Origin of the sequence: Planococcus koreensis (genome assembly GCF_004761975.1) — a bacterium.
Classification (GTDB): Bacteria; Bacillota; Bacilli; order Bacillales_A; family Planococcaceae; genus Planococcus; species Planococcus koreensis.
Map to the genome: position 1 here is coordinate 44,530 of NZ_RQII01000030.1, position 21,503 is coordinate 66,032.

General features: G+C 44.9%; 20 protein-coding genes and 1 other annotated feature. Of the genes, 15 read left to right on the forward strand and 5 right to left on the reverse strand.

Features of this window, described 5'->3' with window-relative positions; genetic code table 11:
* Positions 1 to 8 precede the first annotated feature (8 nt).
* Together EGV91_RS07720 and EGV91_RS07725 are read right to left on the reverse strand one after the other, a co-directional pair.
* Complete coding sequence (locus EGV91_RS07720) at positions 9 to 863, reverse strand: DegV family protein (RefSeq protein WP_135502338.1); 855 nt, start codon at positions 861 to 863, stop codon at positions 9 to 11.
* Positions 864 to 898: 35 nt separating this feature from the next.
* Positions 899 to 1,711: a Cof-type HAD-IIB family hydrolase gene (locus tag EGV91_RS07725; protein WP_135502340.1), complete on the reverse strand. Its 813-nt coding sequence runs from the start codon at positions 1,709 to 1,711 to the stop codon at positions 899 to 901.
* Positions 1,712 to 1,878: 167 nt separating this feature from the next.
* Between EGV91_RS07725 and EGV91_RS07730 the strand changes: the two genes are divergently transcribed.
* From EGV91_RS07730 to EGV91_RS07740, 3 genes are all read left to right on the forward strand, one after another.
* Positions 1,879 to 2,649, forward strand: coding sequence for a prolyl oligopeptidase family serine peptidase (locus EGV91_RS07730; RefSeq protein WP_135502342.1), 771 nt, complete (start codon positions 1,879 to 1,881; stop codon positions 2,647 to 2,649).
* A gap of 67 nt (positions 2,650 to 2,716) precedes the next feature.
* Positions 2,717 to 3,025: a metal-sulfur cluster assembly factor gene (locus tag EGV91_RS07735; RefSeq protein ID WP_135502344.1), complete on the forward strand. Its 309-nt coding sequence runs from the start codon at positions 2,717 to 2,719 to the stop codon at positions 3,023 to 3,025.
* Between the two features lie 130 nt (positions 3,026 to 3,155).
* Positions 3,156 to 5,297: an ATP-dependent Clp protease ATP-binding subunit gene (locus EGV91_RS07740; protein ID WP_135502346.1), complete on the forward strand. Its 2,142-nt coding sequence runs from the start codon at positions 3,156 to 3,158 to the stop codon at positions 5,295 to 5,297.
* Positions 5,298 to 5,336: 39 nt separating this feature from the next.
* Here EGV91_RS07740 and EGV91_RS07745 read toward each other — a convergent pair whose 3' ends face one another.
* Positions 5,337 to 5,522 carry a YjzD family protein gene (locus tag EGV91_RS07745; protein WP_135502348.1) on the reverse strand — a complete coding sequence of 62 codons (186 nt, stop codon included), beginning with the start codon at positions 5,520 to 5,522 and terminating at the stop codon, positions 5,337 to 5,339.
* 188 nt (positions 5,523 to 5,710) lie between these two features.
* Between EGV91_RS07745 and EGV91_RS07750 the strand changes: the two genes are divergently transcribed.
* Positions 5,711 to 6,649: a beta-ketoacyl-ACP synthase III gene (locus EGV91_RS07750; protein ID WP_135502350.1), complete on the forward strand. Its 939-nt coding sequence runs from the start codon at positions 5,711 to 5,713 to the stop codon at positions 6,647 to 6,649.
* A gap of 29 nt (positions 6,650 to 6,678) precedes the next feature.
* Positions 6,679 to 7,923: a beta-ketoacyl-ACP synthase II gene (gene fabF, locus EGV91_RS07755; protein WP_135502352.1), complete on the forward strand. Its 1,245-nt coding sequence runs from the start codon at positions 6,679 to 6,681 to the stop codon at positions 7,921 to 7,923.
* A gap of 79 nt (positions 7,924 to 8,002) precedes the next feature.
* Here the strand turns inward: fabF and trpS are convergent, their stop codons facing one another.
* Complete coding sequence (gene trpS / locus EGV91_RS07760) at positions 8,003 to 8,992, reverse strand: tryptophan--tRNA ligase (RefSeq protein WP_135502354.1); 990 nt, start codon at positions 8,990 to 8,992, stop codon at positions 8,003 to 8,005.
* A 46-nt stretch (positions 8,993 to 9,038) separates the two neighbouring features.
* Positions 9,039 to 9,251: a binding site (T-box leader), on the reverse strand.
* Positions 9,252 to 9,293: 42 nt separating this feature from the next.
* Complete coding sequence (locus EGV91_RS17365; RefSeq protein WP_135502356.1) at positions 9,294 to 9,635, reverse strand: DUF3899 domain-containing protein; 342 nt, start codon at positions 9,633 to 9,635, stop codon at positions 9,294 to 9,296.
* A 242-nt stretch (positions 9,636 to 9,877) separates the two neighbouring features.
* Here EGV91_RS17365 and EGV91_RS07770 point away from each other — a divergent pair, with 242 nt between their 5' ends.
* The 10 genes from EGV91_RS07770 to pepF all read left to right on the forward strand — a co-directional run.
* Complete coding sequence (locus tag EGV91_RS07770) at positions 9,878 to 11,590, forward strand: peptide ABC transporter substrate-binding protein (RefSeq protein ID WP_135502358.1); 1,713 nt, start codon at positions 9,878 to 9,880, stop codon at positions 11,588 to 11,590.
* A gap of 198 nt (positions 11,591 to 11,788) precedes the next feature.
* Entirely contained in the window at positions 11,789 to 12,724 is a 936-nt protein-coding gene (gene opp3b / locus EGV91_RS07775) for an oligopeptide ABC transporter permease (RefSeq protein WP_135502360.1), read from the forward strand.
* Positions 12,724 to 13,743, forward strand: coding sequence for an oligopeptide ABC transporter permease (gene opp3C / locus EGV91_RS07780; RefSeq protein WP_135502362.1), 1,020 nt, complete (start codon positions 12,724 to 12,726; stop codon positions 13,741 to 13,743). Before opp3b ends, opp3C begins: the two co-directional genes overlap by 1 nt.
* A 15-nt stretch (positions 13,744 to 13,758) precedes the next feature.
* Positions 13,759 to 14,814 (forward strand): ABC transporter ATP-binding protein, encoded by a 1,056-nt coding sequence (locus EGV91_RS07785; protein WP_135502364.1) that lies wholly within the window; start codon positions 13,759 to 13,761, stop codon positions 14,812 to 14,814.
* A complete protein-coding gene (locus tag EGV91_RS07790) occupies positions 14,814 to 15,752 on the forward strand; it encodes an ABC transporter ATP-binding protein (protein WP_135502366.1) in 939 nt (312 codons plus the stop codon). The genes EGV91_RS07785 and EGV91_RS07790 overlap by 1 nt, the downstream gene beginning before the upstream one ends.
* 109 nt (positions 15,753 to 15,861) lie before the next feature.
* On the forward strand, positions 15,862 to 17,067 hold the full coding sequence (locus EGV91_RS07795) for a putative glycoside hydrolase (RefSeq protein WP_135502368.1): 1,206 nt from the start codon (positions 15,862 to 15,864) through the stop codon (positions 17,065 to 17,067).
* Between the two features lie 379 nt (positions 17,068 to 17,446).
* On the forward strand, positions 17,447 to 17,842 hold the full coding sequence (spxA, locus tag EGV91_RS07800; RefSeq protein WP_175580282.1) for a transcriptional regulator SpxA: 396 nt from the start codon (positions 17,447 to 17,449) through the stop codon (positions 17,840 to 17,842).
* 250 nt (positions 17,843 to 18,092) lie between these two features.
* Positions 18,093 to 18,749 (forward strand): adaptor protein MecA, encoded by a 657-nt coding sequence (mecA, locus tag EGV91_RS07805; protein WP_135502372.1) that lies wholly within the window; start codon positions 18,093 to 18,095, stop codon positions 18,747 to 18,749.
* A gap of 119 nt (positions 18,750 to 18,868) precedes the next feature.
* Positions 18,869 to 19,957, forward strand: a complete 1,089-nt coding sequence (locus EGV91_RS07810; protein ID WP_158290587.1) for a competence protein CoiA — start codon at positions 18,869 to 18,871, stop codon at positions 19,955 to 19,957.
* 61 nt (positions 19,958 to 20,018) lie between these two features.
* On the forward strand, positions 20,019 to 21,503 hold a 1,485-nt coding region (gene pepF / locus EGV91_RS07815), incomplete at its 3' end, for an oligoendopeptidase F (protein ID WP_135502376.1).

Below are 21,503 nucleotides of genomic sequence, written 5' to 3' on the forward strand. Positions count from 1 at the left end.
TGTTCACCTCAGGCTTTCACTTGGCTTAAGAAAAATACAGCGAGCGTTCCCGGGCCTGTATGTGCTGCGATGACAGAACCGATCAAATAAATTTCCACATTTTTTGGCTGCAGCTGTTCTTCAATTTCATGCTTCAGCATAAGTGCATACTCGATATCGTCGCCGTGGCTGATTGCAATCGTCTGTTCCTTCCAATCAGAGCCGCGTTCCTTCATCAATTCTACAATGCGTTTCAGGACTTTTTTTCGGCCGCGCAATTTTTCGATCGGCACCAATTTACCGTCTTCGACATGAAGCAGAGGTTTGATGTTCAATAGCCCGCCGACAAAAGCGCTGCCTTTTGAAATACGTCCGCCTTTCGCCATATAATCCAGGTCTTCAACCGTGAACAGGCTTTCGAGATGGGCAACCATAAAATTCACGGTTTCGATGATAGCGGTGCGCGCCTGGCCTTCAGAGCGGAGGCGTGCCGCTTCTTTGACGATCATTCCGTAGCCCAGTGAGGCAGCTTTCGAATCGATGATTATCAAGTCCAGATCGGGATGCTCTTCGCGGACCTGGTCAGCGACCATGACGGCTGTATTGTATGTACCCGACAATTCAGAAGAGAAGGCGATATAAAGCCCTTCTTCGCCATCTTTCGCCAACTTTTCAAACGTGTTCATCATTTCTTCAGGAGAAGCTTGCGACGTTTTCGGGTGGATGTCTGATCGGATTGCATCGTAAACGGTTTTGGAATGGATGGTGCGGATGTCTTCATATTCCGCAGTGCCTATATGGACGCGCAATGGAAAGTATTCCACGTTTTCATCTACAAAAAACTGTTTCGGCAAATCAGAAGCGCTGTCAGCAAATAATTTCATGATAATCCTCCTTTTTAATTTGGACCTCTAACCAATTATTTATTTAGTTTCAAACGGTCAATCAGCAGTTCAGCGATGCCGTCATCGTTATTCGTCAATGTGATTTCATTGGCAATATTTTTTAATGGGCCGATGGCGTTGCCCATTGCAACTCCAACTCCAGCATAATCGATCATTTCAAGATCATTGTCTTCATCTCCGAACGCAATGATGTTTTCTTTTGCAATTCCGAGTGATTTGGAGACGCGGTCAATTCCGACCGCTTTGTTCAAGCCGCTTTTGACGATTTCGATAACGTGCCACGGAGCACCCCAACGGCGATGGTCGATGACTTCCGCGTGGACTGAGTTCAGATGTTCATGGATCAATTCCACTTTTTCATAAGGTGCGTGAATCAGCAGCGAAGTCGGGTCTACCCGCAGGTAATTCCGCAAATCGCCCGTCGTGATGCTAGGGTCTCCCATGCTGAAGATGTCCATCAATTTTTCGTCGTGGTGATGGACATAGACGTCGTCCAATACTTCCGCAATGATGTTATGGAAGTTGAAGTCATGCATTGACTCGACGACTTCATGGACGACATCCAGTGAAATCGGCGTATGGTGCGTTCCCCAGTTATGATTCATAGGATGATGCACAAAAGCGCCATTGAAATTGACAATCGGCGTCTGCAGGCTTAGCTCTTTATAATAAGGTTCACTCGAACGGTAAGGGCGGCCAGTGGCAATCATAACTTGATGCCCCGCCTCAATAGCTTGGAATAAGGTTTGCTTGGTCTTAGGTGAAATGACTTTTTGGTCGGTCAATAGCGTTCCGTCCAAGTCCAATACAATCAGGTGCTGTTTCATGGTATCCGTCTCCTTTCTCTCTATTATATAGTGTAGCGATAAGGGAACTGTTTCGTCAAAGAAACTTGACGGCTGACCAAGCGTTTCTGGAAAATTTTTAGGCGGCTGCGGAATGCTTGCCGGTGTTTCGGAACATTGATAGGATTAAATAGAAGGAAGTGAGATCGATGCGAGTAGAGAGAGAAAATTGGAAAGGCATACCACTGCTGCATGTGGTGCCGGATGACAAAATCGACGAACGGCTGCCAACCGTGGTATTTTTTCACGGGCATATGAGCGCTAAAGAGCACAATCTGCATTATGCCTATCAATTGGCTGAAAAAGGCCTCCGTGTGCTTTTGCCGGATGCACATCTCCACGGTGAACGGGAAGAAGGGCTCGATGGGATTCAGATGAGCCTGCGTTTTTGGGAAGTGGTGCTGACGTCGATCGAAGAACTGGAGATTTTGAACAATGAATTACATAGAAAGCAATTGGCCGCGGGCGAGATTGGCGTCGGTGGAACTTCCATGGGAGGCATCACGACACTTGGTGCACTTACCGTTTATCCTTGGATTAAAACTTCTGCTGTCATGATGGGGGCCGCTAACTATGTCCAATTGGCGAAAGCGCAGATGCAGCAATTTGAATCAAAAGGATTCAAGCTGCCCATTACACAGGAAGAGCGGAACAAAATGCTGCAAACGCTCGAGCATTTCGATGCGACAAAGAACAAATCGATTTTCAATAGCCGTCCAGTGTTTTTCTGGCATGGCGAACAAGACACTACCGTGCCATTTTCACCGATATTCAGCTTTTACAAAGCATTAACGGAAGATTATGCGGAAGTTCCTGAACGCCTCTATTTTATGCGGGACAAAGAAGCAGGGCATGCTGTCAGCCGGAGTGGAATGTTGGCGGCGACTGACTGGCTGGCGAGGCATACGGCAGCGCAATAAGCAGGGGAATTTGAATTGCACGGAAACTTTGTTAAGATAGAAAGAGCAGAAGAAGGAGGGGCTTTAAATGGATCAAGATATGAGAGACAGTATGATGGGCGCTTTGGAACAAGTTATCGACCCGGAATTGGGTGTCGATATTGTCAACCTTGGCTTAGTCTATGACGTGGATATGTCAGAAGACGGTTTTGCTGTTGTAACAATGACATTGACTTCAATGGGTTGCCCGATGGGTCCCCAGATTGTCGATATGGTGAAAAGAGCGTTATACGAACTGCCTGAAATTGAAGAAGTCGATGTGAAAATCGTCTGGCAGCCGGTATGGGGCAAAGAGAATATGTCGCGCTACGCTAAAATGGCGCTAGGCATCCGCTAAAGCGGATGGGCTTTCCGGAAATCTATTTTCCGGAAGGCTTTTTTTATGGCTTAATCGTTTGCTTTTAAAGGACGGATTTCATATAATTGAATTAGTCAAGAAAGGTCAAACTTTTAAAGGAGTGAGCAGCATGACCCAATTCCAAAACCAGAACCAAGAACAGCAGTCGCCGCTAGAACAATATGGCCGCAATATGGTGGAGCAGGCGAAATCCGGGAAAATGGATCCCGTCATTGGCCGGGACCAGGAAATCCGCAACGTCATCCGAATTTTATCGCGGAAAACGAAGAACAACCCGGTGTTGATCGGCGAGCCGGGCGTCGGTAAAACCGCAATTGTCGAAGGCTTGGCACAGCGCATCGTCCGCAATGATGTACCGGAAGGGCTGAAGGACCGCGTCATCTATGAGTTGGATATGAGCGCATTGATTGCCGGCGCAAAGTACCGCGGGGAATTCGAAGAACGTTTGAAAAGCGTTTTGAAACAAGTGAAGGACAGTGCGGGCCAAATCATTTTGTTCATTGATGAAATCCACACGATTGTCGGCGCCGGCAAAACGGAAGGTGCAATGGACGCCGGCAATATGCTTAAGCCGATGCTTGCACGCGGTGAGTTGTATTGCATCGGGGCGACAACGCTGGATGAATACCGCATGCACATCGAAAAAGATCCGGCACTCGAACGGCGCTTCCAGCAAGTGATGGTGCGCGAACCGTCTGTTGAAGATACCGTATCCATTTTGCGCGGCTTGAAAGAACGATTTGAATTGCACCACGCTGTGCGCATCCATGACCGGGCGATTGTAGCGGCCGCAGCCATGTCGGACCGTTACATCACGGAACGTTTTTTGCCGGATAAAGCGATCGACTTGATCGATGAAGCTTGCGCGATGATCCGTACAGAAATCGATTCAATGCCGCAGGAGCTGGACGAAGTGACGCGCAAGCTCATGCAGCTTGAAATTGAAGAGCAGGCGTTGATGAAAGAAAAAGACACGGCAAGCAAAACGCGTCTGGAGACGCTCCGCAAACAGATTGCCGAGCTGAAAGAATCTTCCGCTGGCATGAAGCAGCAATGGACTTCTGAAAAAGAAGCGCTGAAGAAAATCCAGGAAAAACGCGAGAAGCTGGACCAATATAGAAGACAGCTTGAAGAAGCTGAAAACCGCTACGATTTGAATGCGGCCGCAGTGCTTCGCCACGGCAAGATTCCAGAACTTGAGAAAGAACTGTCTGCTTTGGAAGCGGGCCTTGAGGCAGAAGGATCGGAACGGCTGTTGCGGGAAGAAGTGACGGAAGAAGAAATTGCCGGAATCGTAGCCCGCTGGACGGGAATTCCGGTGACGAAATTGGTCGAAGGGGAACGGGACAAACTGCTGCGCCTCGGAGATACATTGAAAGAACGTGTCATCGGCCAAGACCGCGCAGTGGAATTGGTGACCGAAGCTGTATGGCGTGCGCGCGCCGGCATCAAAGACGTGCAAAAGCCGATCGGTTCGTTCATCTTCCTAGGGCCGACAGGGGTCGGGAAGACGGAACTTGCTAAAGCATTAGCTGCCAACCTATTCGATTCGGAAGACCATTTCATCCGCATTGATATGTCGGAGTATATGGAAAAACACAGTGTGTCCCGCTTGGTTGGAGCACCTCCTGGATATATCGGCTATGAAGAAGGCGGCCAATTGACAGAAGCGGTGCGGCGCAATCCGTATTCGGTCGTGCTGCTGGATGAAATTGAAAAAGCGCATCCGGATGTCGCCAATATCCTGCTTCAGATTCTGGATGACGGCCGGATCACGGACAGCCAAGGGCGGCTCGTGAACTTCTCCAATACCGTAGTCATCATGACTTCGAATATCGGATCGGCGTTTATCGGCCAGGAAACGAAAGAGCATTCGCTGGATGACATCATCATGGCGGAGCTCCGAAAGCACTTCAAGCCGGAACTTTTAAACCGCATTGATGACATCGTCATTTTCCATGCCTTGGATAATAGCCATTTCTATGGCATTGCCAAGAAAATGCTGGCTGAACTCGGAGCACGCTTGGCTCAGCAGCAATTGACATTGGATGTCGATGAATCAGTCATTCGCTATGTAGTTGAAGCGGGAACTGATCCGGTTTTCGGAGCACGTCCGCTGAAACGCTTTATTCAGCGTGAAATCGAAACCAATATCGCACGTGAGCTGATCAAAGGAGATATCCAACCGAACTCCACTTTGCAGCTGACGATGCAAGACAATCGTTTGGCCATCATTAAAAAAGAAGCGTAAACCGGAATTCCGGTTTACGCTTCTTTTTTTGTATTATTATTAATGTTTTTCAGGTGCAGGACCGTCCGGGATCAATGAAGACAGGACGAATATCAGTACTGATACAGCTACAGAAATATAGACACCCACCATAAAGTCGAATGGAACGTTCTGCACTGCGCTTACTACGTAATTCAATAACGAAATCAACAAGAAAGACCAAAAGAATGTACCTAGAAATTGCATCAATTTTCACCTCAACATAGAAATATCTGTGTTAATCATATCATACCGGTTCGCAGACAGAAAGAAAGTTTCTGATTTTCAAAGATTATTTGTCCGAAATTTGTCAGTGAGTTGAAATAAAAGGGGAAATGACGTATTATTATTACCAGGTACTAATAATTGATGTTAATTGAAATGAGGGACCAATCATGAATGCAGGGATAATCGGCATAGGCAGATGTTTGCCAGAAGATATACTGACGAATACGGATTTGGAAAAACGCATGGATACATCAGATGAATGGATTCGCACAATGACTGGCATCGAAGAGCGCAGAATTGCAAAAGATGACCAGGATACATCTCATATGGCAATAGAAGCTGCAAATCAGGCAATTAAGAACGCGGGTATTGATCCAGCTGAAATCGGAATGATTCTGGTTGCTACTGTAACCCCTGACCAGCCGTTCCCATCGGTAGCTTGCATGATCCAACAGGAAATCGGCGCGAAACACGCAGCGGCAATGGACGTTTCTGCAGCCTGCGCGGGATTCATGTATGGCGCAATCACAGCAAAGCAGTTTATCGAGTCTGACACTTATAAATATGTTCTAGTTGTCGGCGTCGAAAAACTATCGAAGATCACCGATTGGGACAACCGCAATACCGCTGTGCTGTTCGGCGACGGAGCCGGAGCGGTCGTCATGGGCAAAGTTTCAGAAGGGCGGGGCATCCTGTCATTTGAACTTGGAGCTGACGGCACCGGCGGCAAGCATCTTTTCCAAGATGAGAACGACCATCTGGTGATGAACGGCCGTGAAGTATTCAAATTCGCAGTACGCCAAATGGGCGAATCTGCAGTCAATGTCATTGAAAAAGCAGGACTGACAAAGGAAGATGTGAATTTCCTTGTTCCGCATCAGGCGAATATCCGGATCATGGAAGCTTCACGTACCCGCCTGGATCTGCCGATTGAAAAAATGTCAAAGACCATCCACAAATATGGCAATACGTCAGCAGCGTCCATTCCAATTTCTTTGGTTGAAGATGTGGAAGAAGGCCGGATCAAAGATGGCGATGTTGTCGTTATGGTCGGTTTCGGCGGCGGTTTGACATGGGGCGCGATAGCAATGCGATGGGGCAAATAAAAGGTTAAGCGAAGGGAAGATAAAATAGAATGGAAAATCGTCGAGTAGTTATTACAGGCATCGGAGCAGTGACTCCTTTAGGAAACGATATAGAGACGACTTGGGAAGCGGTAAAAGCCGGTAAATCGGGCGTAGGTCCGTTGACTAGGCTGGACCCGGATAAATATCCGGCAAAAATTGCAGCAGAAGTAAAAGACTTTTCGATAGAAGAATATGTTGAAAAGAAAGAAGCCCGCAAAATGGACCGCTTTACGCATTATGCGTTAGCTGCTTCGATCATGGCGATGAAAGATTCTGGCCTTGAATTGAATGAGGAAAATGCGTTGCGTACGGGTGTGTGGATCGGTTCAGGAATCGGCGGCATGGAAACAATTGAAAACCAGATGGACGTATTGAACACGAGAGGCGTTCGCCGCATCAGCCCGTTCCTAATCCCGATGATCATTCCGGACATGGCGTCAGGGCAAGTTTCCATTTATTTTGGCGCGAAAGGGATCAACTCTTGTTCCGTAACCGCTTGTGCATCAGGAACGAATTCCATCGGAGACGCGTTCAAAGTCATCCAGCGCGGTGATGCAGACGCAATGATCACGGGTGGAGCGGAAGCACCGATCACTCAATTGGCAGTAGCGGGCTTTACAGCGAACACCGCTTTGACAACTAACCCGGACGCAACCACAGCTTCACGGCCATTTGACAAAAACCGTGACGGATTCGTCATTGGCGAAGGAGCCGGCATCATCATTCTGGAAGAGTATGAGCAGGCGAAAGCGCGCGGCGCAAAAATCTATGCAGAACTAGTGGGCTATGGCTCAACCGGCGATGCACATCATATCACAGCTCCGGCACCTGGCGGAGAAGGGGCAGCGCGTGCAATGGCGCAAGCACTTGCAGATGGCGGCGTTGATACAACTGAAGTTGGATATATCAATGCCCATGGTACAAGCACACCTTATAATGATCTTTTCGAAACAATGGCTGTGAAAACGGTTTTTGGCGAGCACGCTTATAAACTGGGTATGAGTTCGACGAAATCGATGACGGGCCATTTGCTTGGAGCAGCGGGCGGCATTGAAGCGATTTTCACTGCACTTGCTTTGCAAGAAGGCATTATGCCTCCGACGACGAACTACGGTACGCCGGATGAGGAATGTGATTTGGATTACGTGCCAAATGAAGCGCGCAAAGCGGATTTGAAATACGCAATGAGCAATTCACTTGGATTTGGCGGACACAATGCATCAATCGTTTTGAAAAAATACGATGGCCAATAAAAAAAGACTGCCCTAGCGGCAGTCTTTTTTTATGTTTTTTTTGCTTCGATTAATGATTTTATGCTATTTCCGAAAGGAATTACCTATTTGCACGGCCTAAGCCCATAGCGTCTTCCATTTTTTTTAGTGTACGGTTTGCAAGCATCGCCGCTTTTTCGGCGCCGCGGTCAAGGATTGCATCCAATTCTTCCGAATCGAGAAGCTCTTTGTAGCGTTCCTGGATCGGCGCGATATGTTCTGTTACGGCTTTTGCTACAGAAGCTTTGAAGTCGCCGTAACCTGCGCCTTCGTATTTGGCGACGAGGGATTCAATGGATACTCCTGTTAAAGCGGCTTCGATGGTCAGCAAATTGGAAATGCCTGCTTTGTTAATTGGATCGAAGCGGACAATGCCTTCCGAATCGGTCACAGCGCTTTTAATTTTCTTCTCGATTGTTTTCAGGTCATCCAGCAAAGTGACAACAGCTTTTTTATTCAGATCCGATTTGCTCATTTTCTTGGCGGGATCTTGCAGGGACATAATGCGGGCGCCATTTTTTGGAATGCGGATATCTGGAATCGTCAAAACTTTCTTGAAGCGTTTATTGAACCGTTCAGCCAAGTCGCGAGTCAGTTCGATATGTTGCTTCTGGTCGTCGCCAACAGGCACGATATCCGTTTGGTAAAGCAGAATGTCCGCAGCCATTAATGGGGGATAGGTCAGCAAACCAGAAGAAACAGATTCGTTTTTCGCTGATTTATCTTTGTATTGTGTCATGCGTTCAAGCTCTCCGATAGTAGAGATGCATTGCATCATCCAACCCGCCTGGGCGTGCGCCGGAACTTCCGACTGGATGAACAGCGTGACTTTTTCGGGATCGATGCCGGCTGCAAGATACAATGCGGCCAACGATTTGATGTTCTTGCGCAGTTCTTTGCTGTCCTGCGGCATCGTAATCGCATGTAGGTCGACGATGCAAAAAATGCAATCGTATTCGTCCTGAAGTTCTGTAAATTGTTTAAATGCGCCGATATAGTTTCCTAAAGTCACTGTACCGGTAGGCTGTACGCCTGAAAAAATCTTTTTCATCGACAATTCCTCCTCAAAATAAAAAAACACAGCACACATCCCTGCATAAAGGGACGAATGATGTGTTTTTCCGCGGTACCACCCTAGTTGCCGTTTCCGGCCACTCTTCTTCATAACGTGAAGAACACGGAAACGGCTACGTTGCTTCACCGTTTCAGCTCAAAAGTCCATTCAATGGTTTCCGACATCTGTTTCCACCAGCCACAGACTCTCTATTATAGAAGGAAGGCCATCTACTACTCTTTATCACAGCTTCATATATTCATCCATTATAAACCAAAGAAGAAATTCAGCGCAATATCTACATCATATAAATCAGTAAACAGATTCCCATAATAAGCAGCGTGGTACCGCCGATGATCAGCAAAGGGGAGCTGGAGAAAGCCATCGTTTCCGATGGGAGCCTCATCTCATCGTCTTCAAGCGTCGATTTCCCCTTAAACACTTTTCGCATGCTCATCGTGAAGATATCGAATACGCCGGTTCTAATCACAAAAACCCAGAGGCCGATGAAAACCAATACCCCTCCATAGATGAAGGAGGTATTAATGTAGGACAAAAGAGAGAATGGATCACTTCTAAAAGTCATGGTCAATACGATCAGAACTTGTATTATTAATATACCGATAAAGGATTTTTTCATTTTTTTGCACCTCAGTTCTAATATATTGTAGAAGATTTAGAAAAAAAAAATCAAAAAAAACTGAAAAATTTTTCCTTAGTAAACGCTTACAAACCCAATATTCACGCTACTTCACGACATTTCTTTGACATCTTGCTGTCATCTAATTGTAATTAGCTTAAAAAAAACGCTGTACAAGGAAAAAAGAATATGTATAATTAACAGTGTACCAATTTTTCAGAAAATTTAAGGGGGTCACGTAAGTGAAGAACAGCAAGTTATTTTGGCTAATGAGCCTAGTTTTAGTTCTGAGCGCATTTTTAGCTGCATGTGGCGGCGGAAGCGAAGAAGGATCTGAAACTCCAGAGAAAGAAAAAGAAGATGGAACATCTACTGAAGCACCTGCAGGCGAGCCAGATGCAGTGCAAGAACTTAACTTGATGGAAGGCGCAGAAATTCCTTCAATGGACTCAGCTATCGCTGAAGATTCTGTAGCATTCAACATCTTGAACAACGTTAACGAAGGTTTGTTCCGCTTGAACCAAGAAAACGTTGCTGAACCAGCTCTAGCTGAAGGCGAACCAGAAATCAGCGAAGACGGTTTGACTTACACGTTCAAATTGCGTGACGCTAATTGGTCTAATGGTACGCCAGTTACAGCGCAAGATTTCGTTTTCTCATGGCAGCGCGCGATCGACCCGGCTACTGGATCACCTTATGGTCCATACATGATGGCTGGAACGATCAAAAACGCTACAGCAATCTCTGAAGGCAAAATGGACAAAGCTGAACTAGGAATCGAAGCTACTGACGAGAAAACTCTTGTCGTTACTCTTGAGCGCCCAGTTCCTTACTTCATGTCTCTAATGGCTTTCGGAACTTTCTACCCGCAAAACGAAGCTTTCGTTACTGAAAAAGGCGATGCTTATGCGTCTAACTCAGACAACTTGCTTTCAAACGGTCCTTTCGTCTTGACTAACTGGGATGGCACTGGACTTAAATGGTCAATGGAAAAAAATGCTGAGTACTGGGATGCTGAAACTGTTCAACTTGAAAAAATCAATGTTGACGTAGTTAAAGAGCCAGGTACTGCAGTTAACCTTTACACTTCAGGCGAAAAAGATCGCGCTGGCCTTTCAGGCGAGTACGCATTGCAATACGCTGATAACGAAGAAGTTATTAAAGAACTTGAACCAACTCTTTTCTACTTGAAATTCAACCAAGAACGCAATGGTGAGAAAACTCCACTTGCGAACGAAAACATCCGCCGTGCAATTTCTTTGGCGTTCAACAAACAAGATCTAACTGACGTAGTATTAGCAAACGGATCACTTCCAGCTAACTACCTTGTACCAACTGAATTCACTTTCGACGAGAGCGGCGCGGATTTCCGTGAAGTAAACGGCGACATGAACGAATTCAATGCTGAAGAAGCTAAAAAATTCTGGGCTACTGGCTTAGAAGAACTTGGTGAAACTGAAGTAACTCTTGAATTGCTTGGCGGAGACTCTGAGCTTGCTAAGAAAATGGATGAGTACTTGAAATCACAGCTTGAAGAAAATCTTGAAGGTTTGACTGTAAACCTTAAAGCAGTACCATTCAACGTTCGTCTAGAACTTGATGAGGCGCAAGATTACGATATCCAAAACTCTGGATGGGGCCCTGATTACCAGGATCCAATGACATTCATCGATTTGTTCGTAACTGGTTCTTCACACAACTTGATGTCTTACTCTAACCCTGAGTTCGACAAATTGATCGAACAAGCTAAAGGCGAATTGGCTCAAGACCTTGCTGGTCGTTGGGATGCAATGGCTAAAGCTGAGAAAATCTTGATCGAAGATGACGCTGCTATCGCACCTATTTACCAACGTGGTGTTATGTCACTTCAAAAACCGTATGTTCAAGGTATCGTTTCTCACCCATTCGGTGGAGATTATAGCTACAAATGGGCATTCGTATCAGGCAAAGAATAATTCTGTAAACTGGCCACTGTGAAAAACAAATAGTAAGAGAGTATATCGGATAAATGTGTTCGATATACTCTCTTTTCTAATGTATGAAAATTCACCGAAAATTGACCATTTTCAGCTAACTATCGAAAAGAATATGGCACCCATGCAGAGATGTTCATGGCCCATGTAAAATAGATCTAATCTTCTTGGAGGTGCAACATGGCAAGATATATCGGAAAACGATTGATTTATATGGTAATCACCTTAGCACTGATTGCTACATTCACATTTTTCTTAATGAAAATTTTACCAGGATCCCCTATTGCTTCCGCAAGTAAACTATCTCCTGAACAAAGAGCGGTTGTCGAAGCGCGTTATGGTTTGAACGAACCTCTTCCAGTTCAGTATTTCGACTATATGTTCGGCTTATTAAAAGGTGACCTTGGAATCTCGATCAACCAATTCAAAGGCGCTAATGTTACAGACTTGATTTTGAGCCGCATGGGCCCATCTGCACAAATTGGTTTCCAGGGCATGATTCTAGGCACAATTATCGGGGTGCTCCTCGGCATGGTTGCCGCATTGAGGCAAAATACATGGATTGATTATTCCAGTACACTGATAGCTATCATCGGAATATCGATACCATCATTTGTTTTTGCAACGCTGCTCCAATATTGGTTAGGCGTTAAGCTTGAATGGTTCCCTGTAGCACTCTGGAAAGATGGTTTTATGTCCAGCGTCCTGCCATCGATTGCGTTGGCGATGTTCCCATTAGCGACTGCAGCGCGTTTCATCCGTACAGAAATGATTGAAGTTTTAAGTTCCGACTATATTACTCTTGCAAAAGCAAAAGGTTCAAGCGGTTTTGAAGTCGCTTTCAAACACGCTTTCCGTAACGCATTGATTCCGTTGGTAACTGTTCTTGGACCAATGGCAGTTGGCATTTTAACTGGTTCCCTAGTTGTGGAACAGGTTTTCGCAATACCAGGAATTGGCGAGCAATTCGTAAAATCCATCATGGTCAATGACTTCTCTATTATTATGGGCACAACAATTTTCTTCTCAGTGTTCTTGATAGTCGTCATCTTAATAGTAGATATTCTATATGGCATCATCGATCCTCGGATCCGTCTTTCAGGAGGTAAAAACTAATGACACAAAATCTAGAAAAATTGCCGAAAGGCTCTTTTGAGCGTATAACAGTTGATGCAAATCAAGCTGAACGCATATCAAAACCGAGCATGAGCTTTTGGCAGGATGCATGGCTGCGCCTGCGAAAAAACAAGGGTGCAATATTCAGCATCATCCTTTTCACATTAATCGTCATCATGTCTTTCGTGGGACCGATGATCAGCCCTTACGAACCAAACGCGCAAACCATAACACATGCTAACTTGCCGCCTAAAATTCCGGTTATTGAGAATTTGGGCATCCTGGATGGCCACGGCAATTTGGGTGGCAAAGATGTTGATATCTACGACATGAAAAATGTCGAAGTCAATTATTGGTTCGGCACTGACGGCCTTGGCCGAGATATGTTCTCACGCCTTTGGAAAGGGACGCAAGTTTCCTTGTTCATCGCCTTTGTCGCAGCTGCGATTGATATGTTGATCGGTGTTATCTACGGAGGAGTATCCGGCTATTTCGGCGGCCGCATCGATGATTTCATGCAGCGTATTGTTGAAATTTTGACTGGTATTCCAAACTTGGTTGTTGTAATCCTTTTCATTCTGATTATGGATCCCGGGATTGTGGCAATTATTATCGCTCTGACAATAACCGGTTGGACCGGGATGTCACGAGTCGTCCGTGGGCAGGTCTTGAAGTATAAGAGCCAGGAATTCGTTCTAGCTTCACGTACTTTAGGGGCAAGTGATTCCCGTATCATCTGGAAACATTTGATGCCTAACGTTCTGGGTATTGTCATCATCAACACAATGTTTACGATTCCAAGTGCAATCTTCTTCGAAGCTTTCTTAAGCTTTATCGGTCTGGGCCTTCAAGCACCGGATGCGTCTCTTGGTACATTAATCAACGACGGCTATAAGCTGCTCCAATTCCAGCCGCATATCTTAGCATTCCCAGCAATTTTGTTGAGCTTGATCATGATCAGCTTTAACTTGATCGGTGACGGCTTGCGTGATGCGCTGGATCCTAAGATGAAAGATTAAGGAGGAAAGTTTAAAATGAAGAAAATTTTACAAGTAAAAGACCTTGAGCTTTCCTTCAACACTTTTAATGGGGAAGTAAAAGCGATTCGGGGAGTAAACTTCGATCTATATAAAGGGGAAACTTTGGCGATTGTAGGGGAGTCGGGTTCCGGTAAATCGGTAACGACAAAATCTATCATGCGCTTGTTGCCTGAACAATCAGCTGTTTTCAAAAACGGCGAAATCTTGTTTGACGGACGTGACTTGACGAAACTTAGCGATAAAGAAATGCAGAAAATCCGTGGAAAAGACATTTCGATGATTTTCCAGGATCCGATGACTTCTTTGAATCCGACGATGCCAATCGGCCGCCAAATCACGGAGCCTATTTTAAAGCACCAAAAAATCAGCAAATCAGAAGCGAAAAAAGTGGCAATCGATCTTTTACGTCTCGTGGGCATGCCGAAACCTGAGCTGCGGATGAAACAATATCCTCATCAATTCTCAGGCGGACAGCGCCAGCGGATTGTTATTGCGATTTCCTTGGCCTGCAACCCGCAGATTCTGATTGCGGATGAGCCGACAACAGCATTGGATGTAACCATCCAAGCACAAATTTTGGAGTTAATGAAAGATCTGCAGAAAAAAATCGATACTTCGATTATCTTCATCACGCACGATCTTGGTGTAGTCGCAAACGTAGCTGATCGAGTTGCGGTAATGTATGGCGGCAAGATTGTTGAAATCGGCACTGTCGATGAAATATTCTACAATCCACAGCATCCATATACATGGGGACTTCTAAGCTCTATGCCGTCATTGGACACTGCAGAATCGAAACTTTATGCAATTCCAGGAACGCCGCCAGACTTATTGGCGCCTCCAAAAGGCGACGCGTTTGCGCTTCGCAGTGAATACGCATTGCAAATCGACATGGAACAAAATCCTCCATTCTTCAAGGTGAGCGACACACACCAAGCGGCAACATGGCTCTTGCATCCGGACGCTCCAAGAGTAGAGCCGCCGTTATCTGTTATCGAACGGATGAAGAAATTCCCGGGAAGCAGATATTATGAAGGGGGAGCTGTATAATGGCTGAAAAGTTATTGGAAATCAAAAACCTGAAACAGCATTTCAACGTAGGCAAATCCAACGAAGTGAAAGCGGTAGACGATATCAGCTTTGACATCTATAAAGGCGAAACACTAGGTTTGGTTGGCGAATCGGGCTGTGGGAAATCCACAACCGGCCGTTCGATCATTCGTTTATACGATGCAACTTCCGGCGACGTATTTTATGAAGGTGAAAACGTCCACGGCAAAAAGTCGAAAAAAGATCTAAAGAAATTCAACCGCAAAATGCAGATGATTTTCCAGGATCCTTATGCTTCGTTGAACCCGCGCATGAAAGTTATGGACATCATTGCTGAAGGCATCGATATCCATGGCTTGGCAAAAAATGGTGCGGAACGCAAGCAGATGGTTTTTGAATTACTGGAAACAGTCGGTTTGAACAAAGAGCATGCTAACCGCTATCCGCATGAATTCTCAGGTGGACAGCGCCAGCGTCTTGGAATCGCGCGTGCTCTAGCAGTAGATCCGGATTTCATCATTGCTGATGAGCCGATTTCTGCATTGGATGTTTCGATTCAAGCACAGGTCGTAAACTTGCTGAAAGAATTGCAGGAGAAAAAGGGTTTGACTTATCTTTTCATCGCGCATGACCTTTCAATGGTTAAATACATTTCAGACCGCATCGGTGTTATGTACTTCGGAAAGCTGGTCGAATTGGCGCCAGCAGAAGATCTGTACAAAAACCCGATGCATCCATACACGCAATCGCTATTATCTGCGATTCCGCTGCCGGATCCAAACTATGAGCGCAACCGGGTCCGTAAATCATATGATCCGGCGTCGCATAATTACACAGAAAAAGACGATGTGCAAATGAGAGAAATTACGCCTGGCCATTTTGTTCAATGTTCGACTTCAGAGTTTGAAGCATTGAAAGCGTCAGTAGCCGTCAGATAATAAATTTTTGAACAGCAATGCCTTTTACAGGTATTGCTGTTTTTTTCTTTCTATTTACCTAAATAATGATAAAATTGTTAGAGAAGAACAGAAAGAAAGCAGGTGCAGCATGATTAAAAAGAAATGGGCAATTGTTAGCATGTTGGTGATGAGTTCTGCACTTGGGACCCCTGTGGCGGCTGCTGAAGACGATGTATCACCAGAGTTCACAGAACGCAGCTATCAAGGCACTAAGTTAAATATGGAACTTTTGGCAACGTCCGCATTGTATCAATTTGATTCAGGATTGAATTTTGAATACCCAGATGCTGTTCGCGGCATATTTGTCACAGGAAATTCTGCAGGCGGTGAACGTTTTGAAAGATTGGTCGATTTTGTTGATAAGACAGAATTGAATGCAATGGTCATTGATATTAAAGAAGATCTGGGCCATTTAACTTATCTGCCTGAAAAAGGGTCAGACTTGGCTGCGATGGATATCGGCAAACCGTTTATTAAAGATCCGCGAGCTGTGCTTGAGAGGCTTGAAGAAAAACAAATTTATCCGATTGCGCGTGTCGTGGTCTTTAAAGATTCCATTCTTGCCGAAAAGCGCCCGGATTTGTCATTTGTGGACAATGGAGCAGTGTGGAAGAATGGGCGCGAGGAATCTTTTGTCAATCCTTTTCTAAAGGAAGTCTGGGATTACAATGTGCAAATTGCAATTGAAGCAGCAAAACTCGGATTTAAAGAAATTCAGTTTGACTATGTACGGTTCCCAGAAGGCTTCGAAAACCGGGCGGATGCATTGGACTATTCAATGGGTGAGTACGCCGATGCTTCCCAAGACCCTGTACAAAGCCGTGTAAGCGCCGTAACGGATTTTGTGGCTTATGCACGCGAGCAATTGAAACCGTATGATGTAGAGGTTTCTGTCGATATTTTTGGCTATGCGGCAACACTGGCTGAAGCGCCGGGCATTGGCCAGAACTTCGGAAAAATATCCGAAAATGTCGATGTCATTTCTTCAATGATCTACCCTAGCCACTGGACAGCATATTTTGGCATTCCGAAACCGGATCTTGAACCATATAAACTGGTATCGGAATACGCAAAAATGGAAAACAAGAAATTGGCCGGCTTAAAGACAGCCCCGGTTTCGCGTCCATGGCTGCAGGATTTCACAGCATCTTATCTAGGTGCAGGAAACTACAAGAAGTATGGCAAAGCAGAAGTACAAGCGCAGATAAAAGCGCTTAACGATAATGGCATTAATGAGTTTTTGCTATGGAATGCGGGGAATACTTATTCCCAAGGAGTCGACTACACGCCTTAAATTCTGAAACCTCCCGCGATTTATCACGGGAGGTTTTGTTTTTGAAACTTTTTGTTAGCTGAAACGTTATTAATAAGAGTAAGAAAAGTGAAATCTTGTTTTCAAAGGGACAATTGTAATTGAGAATACTTTTTTTAATAACCGGGTTTAAAGTAGACGAGGGCGGGTAAATTATTGTTATATATAAGTTAATGAAAGTAAGATATTATATAGCGATTATGTGACAAAAGATGAGCTTTCAGCATATTTTTTTAACAACAGTATATCCATTTAAAGCTAAATGTTGTATAATGAATGTAAAGCTTCTACATTATAGTGATTCTAATTTAATAATCATTAATCGAATTAACTTGAATCCGAAAGGAAGTGCTTCACCATGATGGTTACATTATTTACTTCTCCAAGCTGTACGTCTTGCCGAAAAGCAAAAGCATGGCTGGAAGAACACGATATTCCATATACAGAACGCAATATCTTCTCTGAGCCGCTGACAATCAGCGAAATCAAAGAGATTCTTAGAATGACAGAAGACGGTACAGATGAAATTATCTCAACCCGTTCTAAAATATTCCAAAAACTGAATGTGGATGTCGAAAGCCTTCCTCTTCAGCGCTTGTATGAATTGATCCAAGAATATCCTGGTTTGCTTCGCCGTCCGATTATCATGGATGAAAAACGCTTACAGGTCGGATACAATGAAGATGAAATTCGTCGATTCCTTCCTCGTAAAGTCAGAGCGTACCAATTGCTCGAAGCTCAGCGTATGGTGAACTGAACATGATTTAACTTGCTGCCCGGTCTTTATGACAATTCATAATGGATCCCGGGCAGTTTTCTTTATATTTCAACCCTTCTCAACTAGTTGCATTTGGAGATTGAATCGACTAAACTCTTATGTACCTGAAGAACCTATTTACAGGCATAAGTTTTCTCATTCGCCAGGAAAAAGGCTATAATGGGGCTAGCACAACTGCACGGCCTATAAGGACGATCCTCTTAGTCCATTTCGAAAGGAGAGGTGTAAAATGGAGATCGAAAGAATTAATGACAACACAGTAAAATTTTACATTTCCTATCTAGATGTTGAAGAACGAGGTTTTAGCCGTGATGAAATTTGGTTTAACCGAGATAAAAGCGAAGAGCTTTTTTGGGAAATGATGGACGAAGTTAATGAAGAAGCAGATTTTGTTATGGAAGGCCCATTATGGATCCAAGTGCAAGCGATGGATAAAGGGTTGGAAGTGACAGTCACGCGAGCTCAGCTTACAAAAGATGGCCAGAAGCTCGATCTGCCTGATGATATAGAAGAAAGACGTAAACTATTCGGCAGTGAAGATGCTGCTGCACCGGAATTCGATGAGTTTGAACCTGTATTCGAAGAGCCGGATGTCAAGAAAATGGATTACACATTCAATGTAGTGCAAGTAGAGGATTTAGTGCCCTTAGCACGCCGACTTGAATACGTGCCGATTGAATCTGCTATTTACCATTTCGAGAACAAGTATTATCTTTATATAAGTTTTGATGATTTGCTTCATAGCGAAGAAGATGTCAAAAATTATATCAGCATTATTAGTGAATATTTGACGGCATCTCCGTTAACTATCCATCGTTTGGAAGAATACGGAAAACCGATTTTTAAAGAAGATGCATTGCCAAACGTTCTGCATTATTTCGGCTAAAGATCTCCTCTTGAGGAGATCTTTTTTTTTTTTGCTTCAAGCGAAGTGATCTAGTTTGATTCTATATAAAGAAGATATTGCTTATGCTCCATTGTTTGACTACAATCAACAAAAGGAGAGTGAGCGCCATATTAATCGCGTTGAGCAGCTTCAATAAATTGGTTTCATTGGTCCGAAAGTTTAGCCCTGAAGAGTTATCTGCTCTTAAAAAGGAGCCCTATTATTGTCCTGGCTGCGGTGCTGATCTAGTACTGAAAGCAGGTGAAGTGAAAATCCCCCATTTCGCACATCGTTCTCTTGCTGATTGCGATGCCTCCAGTGAACCCGAAACCTCTTTGCATTTGCACGGCAAATTGCAGCTTCAAGAATTCTTCTCACGTTTAAACTACTCCACTGAACTCGAAAAATATCTGCCAGCCATTAAGCAGCGGGCAGATCTGTTTGTTAATCAAAATATGGCCATAGAATTTCAGTGCAGCGCCATATCTGCCAGCGAGATAAGATCAAGGACGGAAGGTTACCGGTCCATTGCCATTGAGTCCCAGTGGATTTTAAGTGCACGTTTCCAGCAGCGTGACGGTATTCAACTGATCAGACTCAAGCAATTTGAATGGGCGATGGCCAGGCGCACAAACGGAATCGACTATGTCTTGTTCTTTTGTCCAGAAACAAACGTTTTCACATACGCTTCCAGTCTCTTTTGGATGGGCGGAAACCATTGGGTTGCCAAACTGAAGTCACTGCCTGCAAGGTCTCAGCAATACCCGTTTGCAATTCCGAAAAAACTGGTATTTGAAGAGTTTAAAGAGGTTTTTCAGCTATCGATGGCGCGGCGGGATGCTTTCGTCCGTTCACAGCAATACGCAAAACTGAGGCATCAAAATCCTTTTTGGCTCTTGTCATACGAGTTGAAACTTAATCGGCTTGAGCTCCCGGCAATCATCGGCGTTCCTTTTGGCGCAGCAAGACATTTCGATGAGCGGCCCGTAATCTGGCAAATGCTCGTCATCAAAGCCCTTCGCAATGGAGTGCCTCTTGCAACACTCATTGACAATGGAATCCTCAAGCTCTCAACTGGAACCTTATATGAAGAGGCGCTGGGTCTGCTGGAAGACTATGCTTGCATTTACAAGAAGACAAAGGCAGCAGAGCCGGAGAATGGCAAATTACTGGAGCTATTATATGCTCACTATTGCAAAAACGGTTGAAAATTGAGAAAATGGAGTGTAGTTCGACTTCTTAATAAGTAGGACAAAGGAGGAAAAGGAAATGGCTGATACATTATTGTTGCGGGAAGAAGTTCCTGCAGAATTAACATGGAAATTGGAAGACATTTTCGCTGCCGATGAAGCTTGGGAACAGGAATTCAAAGAAGTGGCTAAACTCGCAGAGAAATCGTCATCTTTCCAAGGCACTTTAGGTGAAGGGGCGGAAGCTCTCTATCAAGCATTTACCTATAAAGATGAATTGATTCAACGTCTACAAAAGTTATACACGTATGCTCATATGCGTTATGACCAAGACACAACGAATTCTACATACCAAGCGATGGATAGCCGCATCAAATCACTTTACGCAAAAGTTTCGACTGGACTGTCATTCTTAACACCGGAAATCCTCAGCCTCGATGAAGCTGTGTTGGCCGGCTATGTGGAAGAACATGATGGACTAAAACTTTACAAGCATGCACTCGATGAGTTGAATGCCCATCGGCCGCATGTGCTGCCTGCTGAACAGGAAGCTTTGCTTGCTCAATTGTCTGAAGTGGTCAGTGCTTCTTCTGAAACGTTCGGCATGCTGAACAACGCCGATTTGGAATTTCCGGAAATCGAAAATGAAAAAGGCGAAAAAGTCCGCATCACCCATGGCAATTACAGCCGCTTTTTGGAAAATCCGGATCGCCGGGTAAGGGAAGATGCGTTCAAAGCGGTATACGCCACATACGGCAAATTCCGCAATACATTTGCATCGACACTTGCCGGAAACATCAAACGCGACAACGTCAATGCACGGATCCGCAAATTCAAATCCGCACGTGAAGCAGCATTGGCGGACGACCACATACCGGAAAGCGTATATGATAGCCTGGTGGAAACGGTCAACAACAATCTCCACCTGCTTCATCGTTATGCCGCTTTGCGCAAAGAAGTACTGGGATTGGATAAAGTCCATATGTGGGATATGTACACACCGCTGGTCAAAGAAGTGAAAATGGAGTTCCCTTACGAAAAAGCGACAGAAACAATGCTTAAAGGCCTTGAAGCACTAGGCGAGGAATATACAGGCATTGTTGAAAAAGGCATCAACAGCCGGTGGGTGGACGTCAAAGAGAACAAAGGGAAGCGCAGCGGTGCCTACTCCTCTGGAGCTTATGGCACGAACCCTTATATCCTTATGAATTGGCAGGATAACGTAGACAATTTGTTTACGCTTGCGCATGAATTCGGACACAGTGTCCACAGCTATTACACGCGTGCAGCACAGCCGTATGTCTACGGTGATTATTCAATATTTGTTGCAGAAGTGGCTTCAACGACAAATGAAGCACTGCTTAACGATTACTTGGTGAAAACGACAGAAGACGACCAAGAGCGCATTTATCTTCTTAACCACTGGCTTGACGGCTTCCGGGGAACTGTATTCCGCCAAACGATGTTTGCGGAGTTCGAGCATTTGATCCATAAAATGGACCAGGAAGGCGAAGCGCTGACAGCTGACCGCCTGACGGAAGTATATTATGAGCTGAATAAAAAA